Genomic DNA, 16,814 nt, shown 5'->3' with positions numbered 1-16,814 from the left:
TCCAAGCAACTTGCTGTCCACAACCGCCGCTCAAACAACTTTCCCATGAGGCCCCTGGGCTGGCTTTCCCCCTCTGAGTTCACTGTCCAATATGTTTGACAAACCTACAAGGCGGCGGGGGCGGGACAATCAAAGAGCCGCCGGACCGCAAAACCGGTCCGACGGCTCCCGCACACACGCATGGCTCCGGAGACCGGGGCGGCGCGGCGCTCTATCAGACGGCGCTCTCGTTTTCGCCGCCGGTCACGCTGTCCCGGTCCGGAGAAAAGGAGATGCTCCTTTGGCGGGGGCGTTCCCCCGCCTGCCGTCCAAAGCTAGTATCGCCGTCCCGCGGCGGAAGGATGCAAGGGAATAACTGGTATAAAACCGGGCATAGCGGTGCAAACTGGACATAGAATGAAAGCAAGCGGCCCCGGCTGCGGGGCAGGAGGGAGGACGGCCATGGCGGAAGAACGGCGCCGGCGCGGAAAGGGGCGGGATGCCCGGCAGGAGGAGCGGGATACGCTGCTGGAGGGTCTGTCCCGTACCCGGACCCTGCTGGCCCAGGCCTACGGGGCCTTCAACACCGCGCGGGACCCCTATTTAATCGAATCCTATGTCTTTGAAATCAACGCGCTGCAAGCCCGGTACTCCTATCTGCTGCGGCGGGTCAAGCTGCTGGACGGCTGTGCGGTCCATACGCCGCCGGGATCCTATCCATACCGTGAAACACAGGCCAAGGAGGGGTGTATATGACCGCGCTGGCGTCTCATTTACCGTTGGTGCTGATGGTTCTGGCCGGGCTGGCGGCGCTGCTGGCCCTGGGCTCGGCGGCCAGGCGTCTTTTTCGTCTGGCGGCGCGGACCGGGGTAGGGCTGGCCCTGCTGGCGCTGCTCAACCAGGCCGGCGGCGTGGCGGGGATTCATTTGGGACTGAATCTGTGGAACGCCCTGGTGCTGGGGGTGCTGGGCATTCCGGGCTTTGGGCTGCTGCTCCTCCTCAACTGGGTGCTCCGCATCTAACACAGAGCGCGGCGAGGGCCGCGGACTTTTTTGGAGTCCGCGGCCCTCGCTGCTTTCAGAGGAAGCAGATAATTCAGCTGAGCTTACCGAAGTTATAGAGCATCTGGGCCACTTCGGCGCGGGAAGCGGTGCCCTGGGGGTCCAGGCTGCCGTCGCCCTTGCCGTTGAGGATGCCGTTGGCCACGGCCCACTCCATACCCTCCGCCGCCCAGTCAGAGATCTCCCCGGCGTCGGGGAAGGCGGGGGCTTCGCCAGTCACGGCCGGGCTGCCGCTGTACCGGTAGAGCATGGTTGCCAGCTGCTCCCGGGTGATGACGGCCTCCGGGTTGGTGCCGTCGGACACGCCCTGGGCCACGGCCCACTCCATGCCCTTCTGATACCAGGGGGTGCTGCCGGCGGTGTCCGTGCCGTCCATCCGGGCCAGAACCGTCATAATCATGCCCCGGGTGGTGGCCATTTCGGGGGCGAAGGTGGTCTCAGAGGTGCCCACAAAGAGGCCCGCATCCACCACGTAGTCGATGGCCTCCCTGGCCCAGTGGTCCTCCGCCACGTCGGCAAAGCCGGGGGCGGGATTCAGGGGCGTATCGCCGTCGTCGATGTCGGCGTCGTCCTTGTCGTCCCGGTCCGAGCTGTGGCCCTTCACCAGCCAGCCGGCGTAGAGGGTCATATCCTGGGTCACCGGAGCGCTGAAGTCATAGAGCTGGGTGCAGTCTTTGTCGGTGTACCAGCCGGTGAACTGGAAGCCGCCGTTGGCGGGGTCAGCGGGACGGGCCACGGTCTGGCCGTCATCCACCTTGACGCGGACGGCCTCGTCGCCGTTGTTGGGCTGGAAGGTCACGGTCTGGGTGACGCCCAGCTCGGCGGCGGTGAAGCCCAGCTTGCTCTGCTCCATCAGGTCGGTGTCGGCGGTGACGGGGGTCAGGCGGAAGGTCTGGGCGTAGGTCTGATAGGCGCCGTCGGCGTCGGGGGTAGTGGTGGGATAATAGCCCTCCAGCGGCACATGGTTAAAGAAAGCGGTGTTGCTCACCCCGCGCTGGAGCACGTCCACACACCAGTAGGTCACATCCTCCATGGGCACCTCGGTGGAGTGGCGGATGGGCTGGTCGTTGTAGGGTGAGTAAGAGGTGGAGGGGTTCAGGTCCTCGGCCTTCACGTGGAGGGCGGAGCTTTCGGCGGTGCCGTCCACGGTGACCATGAGGCCGCTGCCTTCCTCGTTGGTGAGGGCGGTCCAGCGGACGCCGGCGTGGCTGCCGTTCTCCTGGGGCTTGAGGTACTCGTCCACAAACTCGTCGGTGACCGTGCTCTCGTAGACGCCCACATTGTAGCCGTTCTGACGGTCGGCGTAGCTCTCCTCGGGGCCGCGGCCGAAGTAGGTCAGATTCTCATAGCCGGGGGCCACGGTCATCCGCAGGCCCACCTTGGGCAGGGCGTACTGGCCGGCGGTGCCGGGGGCGAAGTTGCTTCTGGGGGTAAAGGCGCTGGACACCACAATCTCGCCGTTGGCGTAGATGTCATAGGTCATGGTCTGGTCGGCGTCCACGGGGAGGTCGATGGTCAGCTCCACCCGGATGTGCTTGCCGTTTTCGTCGGCGGTGATGACGGGCGCGGACGCCAGGACCATCTCGTCGCCTTCATTGCGCAGGTCGGCGGAGAACCAGGAGGGGGTATCGTTGTAGGTCTGGGCCCGCCAGAAGGAGGGGACGGGGCCCTTTTCCAGCACCACTTCCCCGTCCACGGTGTAGTCGGTGAGGATGCCGGTGGTCTTGCTCATCCGGAAGGCGTAGGTCTGGCCCTCGTCGGTGATACCGGACACGGTGAGGGTGTCGTCGGTCTCGTCCACGGCGGTGAAGCCCAGCATGTCGCTGTAATTGAGGGGCGTACGCGCCAGGCCGTCGGGGGTCAGTTCAAACTGCTCGTGGGCCACTTCGTTGTTGTAGGTCACGGTGGTGGCGTCCCAGTCGGGGCGGACCTTGTTGGTGACGCTGAACTCCAGGAAGTAGCTCTCGCCGCCCTTGGGGTCCACTTCGGGCAGGTCGATGGTGACGGTCTCCTCGCCGAAGGCGGAGCCGCTCATGCAGGGCGTGGCCAGATCCAGCTTGCCGGAGGCGATGGGTTCGTCGTCCTTAACCAGGGTCCAGGTGATGTCAAAGGCGTCCAGGTCGGTGTTTTCGTACTCGTTGACCACCCGGAAGGAGAGGGAGCCGTCGGTCACGTCCATCTCCTCGTCCAGGGGGTAGAAGTTGACCTGCTGGTGGACGTAGCGCATCTCCACCGCCTTGGCGCTGGGGGTGCGGTCGGCAAAGAACACACCGTTGCCGCAGAAGGCGTCGGCATTGCTCAGGCCGTCGATCCAGTCGCCGCCGTAGCCCCAGAAGGTGGTGTAATTGCCGTCCTCGTCCACCCGGGTGGTCTCCAGGGACTGGTCCACCCAGTCCCAGATGAAGCCGCCCTGGACGTTGTCCATGGTGCGGTTCAGGTCCCAGAAGGCCTCAAAGCTGCCGAAGGCCTGACCCATGGCGTGCTCATACTCCTGCTCGAAGTAGGGCAGCTTGTTGCCGGTGTTGTTGGCCCAGGCCTCCACCTGGGTGGCCTCGGGGTACTGGGTGCTGTGGACGTCCACGATGTTCTGGCTGCGCACCTCGTAGCTCCAGGGGTCGGCGTCGTTGCTGGGCTTCACATAGGAATGGTAATAGTTGTGGGACTCCCGCTCGTACATCCGCAGGCGGCTGGGGTCCCGCTCCAGGACGGCCATGGCGGCGGCCCAGAAGCAGTAGTCGTCGTTCCACTCGATGGTGGTGTAGGTGGACTCGTTGGAGTAGGACCAGCCGATGATGGAGGCGTGGTTCTTGAGGAGCTCCACCATGTTCATGTTGCGGTCCATGACGGGCCACACCCACCGGCCGTCGGCGCCGGGGATGGGGGTCTGGTGGTCGCCGTAGGCGCCGTAGTGGGACTCCACGTTGGCCTCGGCGTAGACGAAGATGCCCAGCTCGTCGGCCAAATCATAGAGGATCTTGTTGTTGGGGTAGTGGGAGGTCCGGACGGCGTTGACGTTGAACTGCTTCATGAGCTTGATGTCGTCAATGATCTCCTGCTTGGTAACGGCGTTGCCGTTTTCCAGGCTGGTATCGTGGCGGTTGACCCCACGGAAGATGAGCTTCTGGCCGGTGATCTGCATCTGCTCCTGACCGGCGTCGTTGATATTGACCTTGTAGATCTCACGGAAGCCCACCCGCTCGGCGGCGGCCTCCACCACCGCGCCGGTGGAGTCCTTGAGCTCGATGGTGACCATGTACAGGCTGGGGGTGTCGGGGAACCACTTGTCCGGGTTGACCACATAGATCTCGGCGGTCTGACGGTCGCCCAGGTTGACCTTCTTTTCCCCGTCGGCGGCCGCGGCGTCGGGGTTGGAAGCGCCGGTGGCGCCGTTCAGGGGGGTGAGGGCGTCATAGGTGAGGGTATCGCTCCCCACGATGCCGCCGTTGAGGGTGCGCAGGGTCACGTCCACGGTGTAGCCGTCGGCGATGGGGGCGCTGGTCAGGCTGCGCACGTCCACGTCCACGGTGAGGGTGACGTTGCTGTCCTTGCTGGTGCGGTCGTCAAAGGCGGTCTGAATGAAGAAATCGCGGATCTCGGCCTGGCTGTCCTTGGAGTAGAGGTACACGTCCCGGGCGATGCCGCTCTGCTGGATCATGTCCTGATTTTCCAGATAGCTGCCGATGCTCCACCGGAACACCTTGACGGCCAGGGTATTCTCCCCTCCGGCGTTGAGGTAGGGGGTGATGTTGAAGTCGTGGGCGGTAAAGCTGTCGGTAGTATAGCCCACCTGATGGCCGTTGACATAGAGGTAATAGGCCGACTTCACCCCCTGGAAGGAGACGAACACGGTCCGGCCGTCCCAGTCCTCGGGGAGGGTAAAGGTGGTGCGGTAGTAGCCCACGGGGTTATAGTAGGTAGGGGCCTGGGGGTCGTCGTAGTCGATGTAGTTGCCGGCCACGCTGCCCCAGGGGTAGACGCTGTTGGTATAAATGGCCTCGTCGAAGTAGCGGAAGGTGCCGTCGTCGTTGCGGTAGGCCTGCCACATACCGGGGACGAACTCGGGGTTGAAGTTGGCCTCCTCGCCTTCGGGCAGGACCTCGTCCAGCCAGCCGGCGGCGTCGGCCTCCAGGGCCTGGGCGGGGTTCTCCACCAGGGCGAAGTCCCACTCGGTCTGGGAGAGGAGCTGATAGAAGTCGCTGCTGGTCTCGTCGATGTCATCCAGGGCGGAGCGCTCGGCGTCCATGGCGGCGTCGGCGTCGGGGTAGGGGATGAAGTCGGCGTGGGAGGGCTCCCGGTTGACCTCGGGGGTCTCGATGTCCTGATACCACTCCATGCCGTCGAAGATCAGTTCCTCATCGGTGACGGTAAGTCTGGCGGGCTCGGAGACATAGGTGTTGCCCGCCACGGTGAGCTCGGCGGTGATGGTGGTGACGCCGGGGGTCAGGGCGGTAATGGTGGTCCCGTCCACGCCGGCCACCTCGGGGGCGCTGCTCTTGACCACGATGCCGGTGTTCACGGCGTTGCCGGCGGCGTCCTTGGCGGTGACCACGGCCTGGGTGGTGTGGCCGGTCTGGAGGTAAGCGGCCTCCAGGGCCAGGGTGACGGTGGGCAGCAGCTCGGTCACCTTCCACTGGACCGACTGAAGGGAGGTGTCTCCGGTCTGGATGATGATTTTATTGCTGGCGTCGTCCTGCGTGGCCATATAGGTGCCGGTGGCCACGTTCCGGAAGATATAAACACCCTCCTTGCCCTCCACGGGGACCAGCTTCCACTGCTGGGCTGCGCTGTCGGGGTTATAGTAGGAGAGGTAGATGTAGCCGTCGGCCCGGGCCTCCATGGCCAGGCCCAGATTGGACTGGGGATGCCAGAACACGGCGCCGTCGCTTCCCTCGGAGAAGCGGTACATCCGGGCGGTATCCAGGGCGTTGCCCCAGAAGTAGAGGACCACGTCGGCCCACACGCTGCCGGCGCTGGGCTCCACGATGCCGGGGAGGATACCGCCGTCGATGCGGTAAAGGCCGCCCCATGCCTGGGCGGGCTGGAGGACGTGGAAGGTGGCGGAGGCGGTGGGACCGTCCTCGCTGCCGTCCACCCGGGCGGTGATGGTGACGGTGCCGGGCTGATGGCCGGTGATGGTCATGCCGTCCACCGAGGCGATGGCGGGGTCGCTGCTCTCCAGGACGGCGGTGGCCTGGGCGTCGGAGCCGCTGATGACCTTGGCGGTGGCGGAGGCCTGTTCGCCCACCATCACCGCGCCGGTGGAGAAGCTCAGCTCGATGGAGTCGGGCACGGCCTCAAAGGTCCACTTGGCAGTGGCGGCGCTCTCGTCCACCATACCCATGAGGGCGGCGGAGCCGTCGGTGGAGGAGCCGGCATAGAGGCCGGACTTGGCGTTTTGCAGATAGTAGCTGCCGTCACCGGCGGGGAGAATGCGCCACCGGAAGGCGGCGTCGTCGGTGGGGGCGTACATGACCAGGTCCTCGCCCAGCGCGCCGGTATCCCGGGCGCGGATGGCCAGGCTCTGGTTATTGAAGGGATGCCAATAGACGGAACCGTCGTCGCCCGCGGGAGTAAAGACCCACATGCGGGTGTCCTGGCCGCTGTGGGGCCAGAGGTACAGGTTCTGATTGCTGTTGACGTTGTCGCCGCCGGGCTCGGCGATGTTGTCCGGATAGGCCACGCTGCGCAGGAGGTAGATGCCGTTCATCTCCACCGCGCCGAAATCGGCCACCACTTCCAGGGCGGCGGTGGCGGTGATGGTCTGTCCGTCCACCTCCAGGGAGGCGGTGATGGTGGCGGAACCCTCGCCCACGGCGGTGATGACGTTCCCCTCCACCGCGGCAACCGCGGCGTTGTCGCTCTCCAGCACCGCGGCGGCGGTATCCAGGGCGTTGCCCTCACCGTCGGTGCCGCTGACGGCGGCGGTGACGGTAGCGCCCACCTCCACCATGGCGCCGCTCAGGCTCAGATTGAGGACGGGCTCCACCTTGTCCAGGGTCCACACCTTGGCCTCCGCGGCCAGGATGACCTGGCTGTGGGAATCGGCGGCGGTGCTCAGATAGCCGTTGGCGTTCCGGAAGGTGTAGCCGCCGTCCGCCTGGGCGACGGTCCACTTCTGGTCGGGGTTGCTCTCGTCCTTGGGCTGGAGGGTCACGCTGCCGCTGCCCTGGACGGCCAGGGTCTCATCCAGCAGAGGCTGGATGTAGTAGCTGCCGTCGCCGGCGTCGTTGAGCCGGTACATGGCGACCCGGTCGTCATGCCCCGCCTCATATTCCCAGATGTAGAATACGTTGTCCTGCTGTACGTTGTCGTTGCTGGGCGCCATACGCTGGTCGGCGTTGACCGCGTTGACCAGGCGATAGACCCCGTCAAAGGCGTCCTGACCGTTCGCCGCCAGGGCGGGGACCGCCAGAGAGAAGCACATGGCAATGGCCAGAAGCAGGGCCAGCATGGCTCTCATGGTACGATTGGAACCTTTCACTTGATGACCTCCTCTGCAAATGTTACGGCCGGCGGCGCGTCTCTCCCAAGGCGCGTCCCGCCAGCATAGCATAAGGAAATATTACAGCAAGTACCGTTCCAAAAGCGTTCCCTTTGTACAAAATGACAGAAACTTGCATTACTGACCGGGTTCTTCCAGCAGCCGCCGGGCCTGGGCCTCCAGGCCGGGGAGGTAGGGCTCGGTCCAGGAGTATTCGCTCATCAGCGCCCCGTGGAACTGCCGGGCGGCGGACCGGTCGCCCTCCAGCAGGCGGAAATAGTCGCACTCCACCCCGGCGCATTCCAGATTGAGCCGGCCCCGCTGGCTCTGGAGGAGCCACAGCAGCCCTCTGGCCCGGAGGGACTCCCGCAGGCTCATGCAGGTCTTGCGGAATTTGACCTTGACCTTGTCGTCAAAGGGCTCGTTCTCCCACAGGGTCTCGATGGCCAGCTCCATCTCCACCGTTCCGCCCTTGTGGAGGACCAGCAGGGCCAGCAGCTCCTTGGCCTTCCGGCTCTTGAAATCCACCGCCCGGCCGTTGAGGAAGAGGTCGAAGCGGCCGAAGGTACGGAATTCCACCCGGTCCAGCCGGTCCTCTCCCAGGAGGCGGCGGGCCTTGTCCAGGGCGTGGCGCACCTCCGCCTCCCCGAAGGGTTTGAGGAGATAGTCGCAGGCGTCGGCCCGATAGGCGTCCAGGGCGTACTGGTCGTAGGCGGTGACAAAGGCGGCCTGCAAATTCCGCTGCACCCCCCGCAGGGACCGGAGCAGCTCCAGCCCCGACATTCCGGGCATGGAGATGTCCAGGAAAGCAAAGTCCACCGCCTGATTGCGCACGCAGGCCAGGGCCTGGGCCGGGTCGGTGAAGGCGCCCACCACCTCCACGCCGGGCAGGGGGGCGCACAGATATTCCAGCTCCTCCAGGATCAGCGGCTCGTCGTCCACCAGAATGATTTTCATGTCGGATGCTCCTTCCACGGGATGGTAACGGTCTGTACCGTCCCCTTGCCTGGCGCGCTTTGAATGTCCAGCACCGCCCCCAGCTGCTCCTTCAGCCGGAGGCGCAGGTTGCGGATGCCGATGCCGCCGCTTTGCTCCACCGCCGACAGGTCAAAGCCCACTCCGTCGTCGGTGATCTCCACCAGGATCGCCCCCTGGGTCCGCCGGCTGGAAATGGTCACGGTCCCGCCCTCTGGCTTTTGGCACACCCCGTGGCGGACGGCGTTTTCCACCAGGGGCTGGATGGTCAGCGGCGGGACGGAGAAGTCCTCCTCCTCCAGGTCCCACACCACATGCAGCCGGTCCCGAAAGCGGATCTGCTCGATGCGCAGATAGCAGGCGATGGCCTCCACCTCCTCGGGAAAGGGGATGGGGCGGGGGGACTCCAGGGCCTTCATATTGCCCCGGAGGAAGATGGTAAAGTCATAGATGGCCTGTTCGGCCTCCTGGGGCCGGGTGCGGCAGAGGACTTTGATGGACATGAGGGCGTTATGGAGAAAGTGGGGCTTGATCTGGTGGAGGGCGATGTCGGTCCTGGCCCGCTGGAGCTGAGCCTCCATCTGGGCGGTGCGGAGGGCTTCGCTCTGGATGCCGTCCATCCGCCGCCGGTCCACCACGTTGACCGACAGGGCAAAGAGGACCAGGCCCAGCAAAAAGCAGGTCTGGGCGCTCTGGGGCAGCAGGCCGGCATAGCCCATCTGGCTGAGCAGACAGCCCATCCACAAAAGGAGGTATCCGCCCTCCAGAATCCACCCCTCGGTCCCCGGTCCGCGGAGAAATCCCGCCGTACGCCAGGTAAGGGGCAGCCAGAGCACGCCGCCGGCCGCCAGCCACCAGTGGACGCTGCCCCGCCAAAGCCCCAGGCAGGCCAGGAGAACGGACAGCACGCCGCTCCAGGCCACCCATTTGGAACAGCGCCGCCGCGCCCGCTTGCCCACATAGTCCAGCCGCAGCAGAATGAGCCAGGCGGCCAGTTCCGCCCCCTGGGCCAGCAGCAGCATAACGTCATAGCCGCCGGTCATCACCTGCCCCAAAAGTGGGGCGCACACCCCATGTCCGCTGAGTCCCTTGAAGAGAAAGAGGACCATGGCCAGCAGCATGGCGGGGGAGTAGCCGCTGCGCGGGGTGAGAAAGAGATCCAGGGCATAGGCGGCGGCGATCAGCACCCCCATGCCGAACAGCAGGATGGACACGGCGCAGTATCGGTCGTAGGCGGCCAGAAAAGCGTCCCGCTCCATCAGGATCGGGGCAAAGCTCAGACCGGGCAGCGCGCGGCCGGCGGTCTCCACCACCAGCTCACAGCGGGAGGACCGGAGGGTCACGCTCCCCTCCGCCCGAAAGCCGGCGCTGACCCGCGCGGCGGAGGCGTCGCCGGAGACCAGGCCGCTGCGCTCCACCGGCTGACCGTTGAGGTAGACCCGATAGCCCGCCGGCATTCCCCGCAGCGCCAGAATGACCTGGGTCTCCGGCGGGCAGTTGTCCAGATAGAGGCGGTAGCTTCCCCGCTTGAGGAAGGGGCCGCCGGTCTGATAGGAGGGGATCTGGACCAGCGCGTCGGGGACCGGGTCCTGCCAGAGCTCGGTGATGATCTGGCGGTCGTCGAAAAATTCCCATGTGCCCATCAGATAGACCGGCCTGCCGGCGGACAGGTCCAGGCCGGAGAGATCGGCCCTTCCGTCCCGGGCCAGCGGCGGGGGCGCGGACAGGGCCAGCAGCAGCGGCAGGAGGGTACACACCGCCCACAAAAACAGCAGCACCGCCTTTTTCCGCCGGTCAGGTGAGATAGCCATACAAAAACTCGTACCCCCCTCCCACTAAAGTCGCGCTGGTCTGAAAACCCTCCACCCGCCGGCTCAGGAGTAGCCGTTCCGACCGAATCTGGAGGGGAATCATGGGCGCCTCCTCCAAAAGGCAGCTTTCCGCCTCAAAGAGGCAATTCAAGCGGATGAGCCGGTCGGACTGGGCGGCGGCCTGGCTGAGGCAGCGGTGGAAGGGGCTGTCCGCCGCCACCCAGGGGGCCCAGCCGTCCAGATAAACCAGCGGGTCGCCGTACTCGGCGATCTCGCCCAGCAGGGCCATCCGGCCCGCGCCGGGCCGAAGGGGCCAGTCGTCATAGGTCTGGGTGGGGACCAGCTCCACGGTGATCCCCAGCGTTTCCTCCCACTGGGCCTGGAGCTTCTCCCCCTCCAGGCGGGTCCACGGGTCGTCATGGACGGCCAGCAGCAGGCAGATATCCGCCGGGTCGTCGAGGGACAGCTGGGCCAGCGCCTGGGTCAGGCAGGCCTCCGCCTTGCCCCGATCCCCCTTCAGGGGATAGAGGGTGTGGGGGAACTCCTGCCCGTAGGAGAGGCGCATCCCGGGGATGGAGGGGAGGACGCACCGGGCCCAGGGCTCGATGAGGTCGGAGCCCAGCTCCTCCACATAGCGCTGCCGGTCCAGCGCGTAATTGAGGGCCTGCCGCAGGGCCTGGCTGCGCAGGGGGCTGTCCGCCCCCTGGTAGAGGGTGATGTACTCGCAGATCCCGGTCTCCACGGTGCGCTGCACGCCGCCGGTGTAGGCCTCGCTGCCCTCGGACGGGAGGGGCATTACATGGATCTCGCCCCGCTGGAAGGCGGCGTAGGCCTCCTCCGCACTGGGGAAGCAGACCGCCTCCACCCGGTCCAGGCGGATGCTGGCTCCGTCCCAATAGCAGGGGTTGCGCTCCATGGCCGTCACGGTGTCCCCGTTCTCCGTCAGGGCAAAGGGCCCGTTGCAGTCCCGGGCGGTGAGGGTATCCCCCCGGTCGCTCCGGGAGGGGGCGTACATGGGGAGGGCCAGCAGCTGCAAGAAATGGGGGGCCGGTTCCTCCAGCCGGAAGCAGAGGGTATGGTCGTCCTCGGCCCACACGCCCAGTTCCTCCGGTTCCGCCGTCCCCTCCCACACCCGGACGGCATTTTCCAGCATGGTCAGGCGGCCGATCTGCCCGTCCTCCCGGACCAGGCGGCGGAAGGTGCGCAGAAAATCCGCCGCGGTCACCGGCGTCCCGTCGCTGTACGCCCCGTCGGTCCGGAGGAAGAAGCGGTACATACGCCCATCCTCGGAGATCTCGTATCGCTCGGCCATGCCATAGCGCAGGGTATCCTGATAGACCCGCATCAGCCCCTCCAGCACGTGGCAGGCCACGGTATACTGGGCGCTGCTGGTCATCCGGTCCGGGTCCAGGGGTCCCAGGGGGCTGTAATTGACATAGCGCAGGACCTGCGTTTCTCCGGCCGGGTCCGGCGGCGGCTGGCGGCAGCCTCCCATCAGCAGAAGGCACGCCGCCAGCAGCAAAAGCGTGGCTCCCTGTCTCCTCACGTCCATCCCCTCTTTCGGCGTTCTTTCAACATTATAACAAATTCTGACCGCCGCACAATGGTTTTGGTTGACAGATCGCCGGCGCTATGGTAATATATAGGGGACAATTGAATGGGAAGCACATTTTTTTGTGTTTCATTGATTTGGTGGAAAGATTTCGTGCGATTGCGACGGGATTTTTGCACCCTTTTTTATTGCCCGTCCAACCGGCGAATCCACACTTGCCGCTGAATGAAAGGATGGTAATCAATGAAACACACTGTGAAGTCCGCCCAGATCCACGCCGCGGCTGCTGGCCCCAAGCCCCAGACCTTTCCCGCCTACCAGCTGCGGGAGTCCCTTCGTCTCCAGGCCGCGGGGCGCGCCGAAGCGCTTTCCCGCTCCGTGGGACGCCGCACTTCGTACGACGCCCAGCCCTGTCCGGAATACCGGGCGGAGGTGGAGGCGGAGTATCAGCTGGTGGATGCGCTTCTTTACCTCCAGCAGCTGCGCAACGCTCTGGAGCACTGTCTGTCCCACGGCAGCGCGCGGCTGTCCTACCGCTGGCAGGACGGCCGGGTCACCCTCACCCGCCTGCGCCGGGCCCGGCCTGGCCGGGTTGTCGTGTGGGGTCTGTGCCAGGCCGGATAACACCGGTCCTTTCCCCGGGAAGGGTACAGCGGGCGGCCGTCTGGCCGCCCGCTCTTTTTGCGCCTCACCGGCGCGCCGCCCGCTCATTTTTTCCGGCGGCTCTCGTAATCCCGCTCGATGGATTCCTTCCAGCCGCCCCCGAGAAAGGCTCCGTGCCGCACGCTGCTGATGGCCCCGCTCACCGCGGCGTAATTGACCCTGGTCCCCTGGGCGTCGGAGTGGAAGCGGACGGCCCGGTCCGCGCCGATGCCCATATGGCGCGCGGTCGCCACGGCGTCGATGTTGGCCCCCAGGAAGAGGAACTCCCAGCCGTAGCGCTCCTTCTGGCGCCGGATCATGTGCCTGACCCGTTCGGCGTCGTAGCGGTGGCTGGCGTTCTCCATGCCGTCGGTGGTGATGACGAAGAGGGTGCGGGCGGGGCGGTCCTCTTCTCTGGCGTACTTGTGGACGTTGCCGATGTGGTGGATGGCCCCGCCCACGGCGTCCAGCAGGGCGGTACAGCCCCGGACGGTGTAGTCCCGGTCGGTGAGGGGCTGGATGTCCCGCAGGTCCACCCGGTCGTGGAGGACCTGCGCGGCGTTGTCAAAGAGGACGGTGGACACCAGGGCCTGGCCCGGCTCCTTCTTCTGCTTTTCGATCATGGCGTTGAAGCCGCCGATGGTGTCGCTCTCCAGCCCGCGCATGGAGCCGCTGCGGTCCAGGATGAAAACCAATTCCGTCAAATTCTCTTTCATAGCAAACAGCCTCCCGTGTCCTTTGTTGTGTTTGGTTTACAGGCACAGTATAGCTGTTTTTGTCCCCCCGCAGGTCGCCTGGCAGGCGACACTTGCTTACGCGCCCAGAAGGCTCTGGTCGAAGGCGAAGAGGGCTTCGTTGATCTCGTAGATGTTATAATTGCCGTTGAGGATGAAATACTCCACGATCAGGTCGAATTTATAGGAGTGGGACAGGGCGAAGCCGGCCTTTTGGAGCATATCCTTGGTCTCGGGCAGGGAGAGCTCCAGGGCGATGGCGAAGGCCAGGACGGTGGGCTTGGAGGGCTTATAGCCCTTGTCGGAGCGGATCTTGGAAAAGAGCTTGCGGTCGATGTTGGCTTTTTTGTAGCACTGGGCGTCGGTCATGCCCTTCTCGTCGATCTTGCGCAGGAGCATCTGGGAAAAGCTCTCGTCCAGCTGGTCCAGGGTCTCCTCCAGGGTACGGCCGGCGCTGGACGGCGGCGGAGGCGCCGCCGCCATGGGCATTCTCTCCCAAAAAACGCCGCCGAAGCCCGTGGAGGGAACGTCGTTCTTGTCCTCCTTTCTCCGGGACTTGGGACGACTTCTGGGAGGACCGCCGACCCCGCCGCTCCGCGGCAGCATAAGGTTCCGCCATTGCCTGTCTCTGGGCCCTTTATCGGCGTTGTCCGCGGCGTAGTGGTCGTCGATATAGCTCTGGACATTTTGAAAGCGCCGGGTGCTGAGCTGGTAGGAGTCCCGGTCAAAGACCACCAGATAGACGGTCATCTCGTGGTCCTCCAAAAAGGCCCCGATGGTCTCGGCCGCCACCCGCATGGCCGCCTCTCTGGGGTAGCCGTACCGCCCGGCGGAGATGAGGGGAAAGGCCACGGTCTCGCACCGGTGCTCCAGCGCCAGGGCCAGGGCGGAGCGATAGCAGGAGACGAGCTGCTCCTCCTCCCCCTGTGCGCCGCCCCGCCAGCGGGGTCCCACCACGTGGATGACGTACTTTGCGGGCAGGTCATAGCCGCCGGTGATCTTGGCCTGGCCGGGGGCGCAGCCGTTGAGCTCCATGCACTCCAGCAGCAGGCCGGGACCGGCGGCCCGGTGGATGCTGCCGTCCACGCCGCTCCCCCCCAGCAGGGAGCGGTTGGCGGTGTTGACCACGGCGTCCACCCGCATTTTGGTAATGTCGTTGCGGACAATGAAAAACGGCACAGGCATTCCTTCTTTCTTTGTTTTTGCCCCATTATACGGCATATTCTCCGCAAAAACAACCGTGCTCTTGAGGATTCTGTCCGAAGGGAAAAATTTGACTGATTTCCTCAACTTTTTGCTTGCTTCTCACGTCAAAAAGAGGTAAGCTCTATCATGCAAGTTTCGGTCCCGGCAATGGGAGGAAAGGAGTTGGATGGGCTTGGAGATGGATTACGGCCGGCTGATGGATCTGGTCAGCGAGCTGGGCTACCGGCTGCTGTGCGCCGGCGCGGAGATCTACCGGGCGGAGGAATCGGTGCAGCGTCTGCTCCGGGCCTACGGTGTGACCACCGGCGAGGTGTTCGCCATCCCCAACTGCCTTATTGTCAGCCTCACCACGGTGGAGGGCCAGCCCATGACCCGGGTACGCCGGGTGGGTCCTCACGGCACCGACATTGCGCAGCTGGAAGCTTACAACGCCCTTTGCCGGGCGGTGTGTGAAAATCCTCCCTCTTTTGCGGCGTTTGAGGGGCGTATGTCCGCCATTGCCGAGAAGCGCCGCACCTTCTCCACGCCGGTTTTGCTGCTGGCCCACTTTGTGGGGGGCGGCGCCTACGCCCTCTTTTACGGAGGCGGCCTGCGGGACGGGATCTGCGGCGGCATCTCCTGCGTGGCGGCGGGTCTGTGTCTCATGGCCATGGGGAAGGTGGGCGGCTCCAACCAGTTCATCCGCACGCTGGTCAGCGGCGCGGCGCTGGCGCTGTGCGCTCTGGTGCTCTATCAGCTGGGGCTGTGCGGCAATCTGGACATGGTCATCATCGGCGCGCTGATGGTGCTGGTGCCCGGCATCGTGTTTACCAACGCCATCCGCAACGTCATGGCGGGGGACCTGACCTCGGGGGTCAACAAATTTGTGGAAGCGCTGCTCATCGGGGCGTCCATCGCCCTGGGCACCGGCTTTGTGCTGGGGCTCTCGGGACTTTTTCTGTAAGGAGGCGGCGGGATGGATGCTTTTCAGGCCGCTGATTTTCTGCCGGTGCTCTATGCCTTTGTGGGCTGCTGCGCCTGGGCGGTGACCTTCAACACCCACGGGTGGGAGATCCCCCTCTCGGCCCTGGGCGGGGCGCTGGGCTGGCTGGTCTATCTGCTCAGCGCGCCGCTGGTGGGGAGCGGCATCCTCCAGGCCTTTGTGGCGGCGGTGGCGCTCTCCCTCTACTGCGAGGTCATGGCCCGGGTGCGGAAATGTCCCACCACCTCTTATTTGCTCATCTCCATCTTTCCGCTGGTGCCCGGCGCGGGCATCTATTACACCATGGAATACGCCATCCGGGGGGAGATGGAGGCCTTTTGGGCCAAAGGTGGGGAGACGCTGGGCTATGCCGGCGCGCTGGCGCTGGGCATTTTGCTGGTCTCCTCCTTCACCCGGATGTGGACCGCGTTCCATATGGGGCGCAAACAGGAAGGAGGCAGGGCGGAATGAAGTATACCCATCTGCTCTTTGACGCGGACAACACCCTCTTTGACTTTGGCTCCGCCGAACGCCGGGCCCTGGCCCAGACCCTGGCCGACGTGGGCTGTCCCTGCGACGGGGTGACCGAGCCCCTCTACCACGCGGTGAACCAGGCGCTGTGGCAGCGGTTTAACCGGGGCGGCATCGGCCGGGAGGAGCTGCTGGTGGAGCGGTTCGCCGTTTTCTGCCGGGTGCTGGGCCGGGACGACGACCCGGCGGCGCTGAACCGGCGGTATCTGGACCATCTGAGCCGCTGCGCCCAGCTCATTCCCGGCGCGCTGGCGCTGTGCCGGGCGCTGGCCCCCCACTATACCCTGGCCATCGTCACCAACGGCAACGCCAGGGCCCAGCGGGGCCGGTTTTTCGCCTCCCCTCTGGCGGAGGTGATCCCATGGCTGTTCATCTCGGAGGAGATCGGCTTTCAGAAGCCGCAGCCGGAATTTTTCCGGGCGGTGCTGGACAGGCTGTCCGTCCGGGACCTGCGCCGGGCGGTGGTCATCGGCGACGATCCCAACTCGGATATCCTGGGCGGGATGCGCTCCGGCCTGGATACCATCTGGTACCACCCCGACGGTACGCCGCCGCCGGCGGGCGTCACGCCTACCGCCACGGTCTCCTCTCTGGCGGAGCTGGGGGCGCTGCTGCTGCCCGTTCCGTCCCACGAAATTATGAAATGAGGTTATGCCTATGCCCTATCACCGCTCCCGCAGACGGGGGAGCTCTCTTCCGCTGCTGCTGGCCGCGCTGACGGTGTGCGTCATCGCGCTGCTGGCGCCTGTACTGGGCCGGGACGGAACGGCGGCCTCGCCCGGTCAAAGCGGCCCCCTCTCGCCTTCCGTTTCCGCCTCCCCCGCTCCGCCCTCCGTGGAGATCAGCGAGCCCTCCATTGCCGTGCCCACGCCGGCGGACTC

Annotated in this window: 13 protein-coding genes; 7 read left to right on the top strand and 6 right to left on the bottom strand. The window is 65.4% G+C overall.

Features of this window, described 5'->3' with window-relative positions; all coding sequences use genetic code 11:
* Window positions 1-441 precede the first annotated feature (441 nt).
* Together H7U37_RS12320 and H7U37_RS12315 are read left to right on the top strand one after the other, a co-directional pair.
* Window positions 442-735 (top strand): DUF2508 family protein, encoded by a 294-nt coding sequence (locus H7U37_RS12320; RefSeq protein WP_204876089.1) that lies wholly within the window; start codon window positions 442-444, stop codon window positions 733-735.
* The gene (locus H7U37_RS12315) at window positions 732-1,001 is read left to right on the top strand and encodes a pro-sigmaK processing inhibitor BofA family protein (protein ID WP_204876087.1); all 270 of its coding nucleotides are present in this window, start codon (window positions 732-734) and stop codon (window positions 999-1,001) included. Before H7U37_RS12320 ends, H7U37_RS12315 begins: the two co-directional genes overlap by 4 nt.
* 73 nt (window positions 1,002-1,074) lie before the next feature.
* Here H7U37_RS12315 and H7U37_RS12310 read toward each other — a convergent pair whose 3' ends face one another.
* The 4 genes from H7U37_RS12310 to H7U37_RS12295 form a co-directional block, all read right to left on the bottom strand.
* A complete protein-coding gene (locus H7U37_RS12310; RefSeq protein ID WP_204876085.1) occupies window positions 1,075-7,521 on the bottom strand; it encodes a glycoside hydrolase family 2 TIM barrel-domain containing protein in 6,447 nt (2,148 codons plus the stop codon).
* 138 nt (window positions 7,522-7,659) lie between these two features.
* Window positions 7,660-8,478 (bottom strand): response regulator, encoded by an 819-nt coding sequence (locus H7U37_RS12305; protein WP_204876083.1) that lies wholly within the window; start codon window positions 8,476-8,478, stop codon window positions 7,660-7,662.
* Window positions 8,475-10,307: a sensor histidine kinase gene (locus H7U37_RS16105; RefSeq protein ID WP_204876082.1), complete on the bottom strand. Its 1,833-nt coding sequence runs from the start codon at window positions 10,305-10,307 to the stop codon at window positions 8,475-8,477. The genes H7U37_RS12305 and H7U37_RS16105 overlap by 4 nt, the downstream gene beginning before the upstream one ends.
* Window positions 10,291-11,853 (bottom strand): ABC transporter substrate-binding protein, encoded by a 1,563-nt coding sequence (locus H7U37_RS12295; RefSeq protein ID WP_204876080.1) that lies wholly within the window; start codon window positions 11,851-11,853, stop codon window positions 10,291-10,293. The genes H7U37_RS16105 and H7U37_RS12295 overlap by 17 nt, the downstream gene beginning before the upstream one ends.
* Window positions 11,854-12,102: 249 nt before the next feature.
* On the opposite strand from H7U37_RS12295, the gene H7U37_RS12290 reads away from it, so the two are divergent.
* Window positions 12,103-12,483 (top strand): hypothetical protein, encoded by a 381-nt coding sequence (locus H7U37_RS12290; RefSeq protein ID WP_204876079.1) that lies wholly within the window; start codon window positions 12,103-12,105, stop codon window positions 12,481-12,483.
* Between the two features lie 83 nt (window positions 12,484-12,566).
* Here H7U37_RS12290 and H7U37_RS12285 read toward each other — a convergent pair whose 3' ends face one another.
* Window positions 12,567-13,217, bottom strand: a complete 651-nt coding sequence (locus H7U37_RS12285; RefSeq protein ID WP_204876078.1) for a vWA domain-containing protein — start codon at window positions 13,215-13,217, stop codon at window positions 12,567-12,569.
* 96 nt (window positions 13,218-13,313) lie between these two features.
* Window positions 13,314-14,414, bottom strand: coding sequence for a macro domain-containing protein (locus tag H7U37_RS12280; protein ID WP_204876077.1), 1,101 nt, complete (start codon window positions 14,412-14,414; stop codon window positions 13,314-13,316).
* Between the two features lie 193 nt (window positions 14,415-14,607).
* On the opposite strand from H7U37_RS12280, the gene H7U37_RS12275 reads away from it, so the two are divergent.
* The 4 genes from H7U37_RS12275 to H7U37_RS12260 form a co-directional block, all read left to right on the top strand.
* Window positions 14,608-15,384, top strand: coding sequence for a threonine/serine exporter family protein (locus tag H7U37_RS12275; protein ID WP_204876076.1), 777 nt, complete (start codon window positions 14,608-14,610; stop codon window positions 15,382-15,384).
* Between the two features lie 12 nt (window positions 15,385-15,396).
* The gene (locus H7U37_RS12270) at window positions 15,397-15,873 is read left to right on the top strand and encodes a threonine/serine exporter family protein (RefSeq protein WP_204876075.1); all 477 of its coding nucleotides are present in this window, start codon (window positions 15,397-15,399) and stop codon (window positions 15,871-15,873) included.
* Complete coding sequence (locus H7U37_RS12265) at window positions 15,870-16,580, top strand: YjjG family noncanonical pyrimidine nucleotidase (RefSeq protein WP_204876074.1); 711 nt, start codon at window positions 15,870-15,872, stop codon at window positions 16,578-16,580. The genes H7U37_RS12270 and H7U37_RS12265 overlap by 4 nt, the downstream gene beginning before the upstream one ends.
* 10 nt (window positions 16,581-16,590) lie before the next feature.
* Window positions 16,591-16,814, top strand: a 224-nt coding sequence (locus tag H7U37_RS12260) for a hypothetical protein (RefSeq protein WP_204876073.1), incomplete at its 3' end; no start/stop codon positions are given.

This window comes from Pseudoflavonifractor phocaeensis, assembly GCF_016901735.1.
In the GTDB taxonomy this organism is placed as follows: Bacteria; Bacillota; Clostridia; order Oscillospirales; family Oscillospiraceae; genus Pseudoflavonifractor_A.
This window is presented reverse-complemented; position numbering and strand designations above follow the sequence as displayed.

Bases quoted from the DNA above. Each gene is read 5' to 3' on its own strand.
- H7U37_RS12285 (WP_204876078.1), bottom strand. From the start codon at position 13,217: ATGAAAGAGAATTTGACGGAATTGGTTTTCATCCTGGACCGCAGCGGC.
- H7U37_RS12320 (WP_204876089.1), top strand. From the start codon at position 442: ATGGCGGAAGAACGGCGCCGGCGCGGAAAGGGGCGGGATGCCCGGCAG.
- H7U37_RS12270 (WP_204876075.1), top strand. From the start codon at position 15,397: ATGGATGCTTTTCAGGCCGCTGATTTTCTGCCGGTGCTCTATGCCTTT.
- H7U37_RS12305 (WP_204876083.1), bottom strand. From the start codon at position 8,478: ATGAAAATCATTCTGGTGGACGACGAGCCGCTGATCCTGGAGGAGCTG.
- H7U37_RS12315 (WP_204876087.1), top strand. From the start codon at position 732: ATGACCGCGCTGGCGTCTCATTTACCGTTGGTGCTGATGGTTCTGGCC.
- H7U37_RS12265 (WP_204876074.1), top strand. From the start codon at position 15,870: ATGAAGTATACCCATCTGCTCTTTGACGCGGACAACACCCTCTTTGAC.
- H7U37_RS16105 (WP_204876082.1), bottom strand. From the start codon at position 10,307: ATGGCTATCTCACCTGACCGGCGGAAAAAGGCGGTGCTGCTGTTTTTG.
- H7U37_RS12275 (WP_204876076.1), top strand. From the start codon at position 14,608: ATGGGCTTGGAGATGGATTACGGCCGGCTGATGGATCTGGTCAGCGAG.
- H7U37_RS12290 (WP_204876079.1), top strand. From the start codon at position 12,103: ATGAAACACACTGTGAAGTCCGCCCAGATCCACGCCGCGGCTGCTGGC.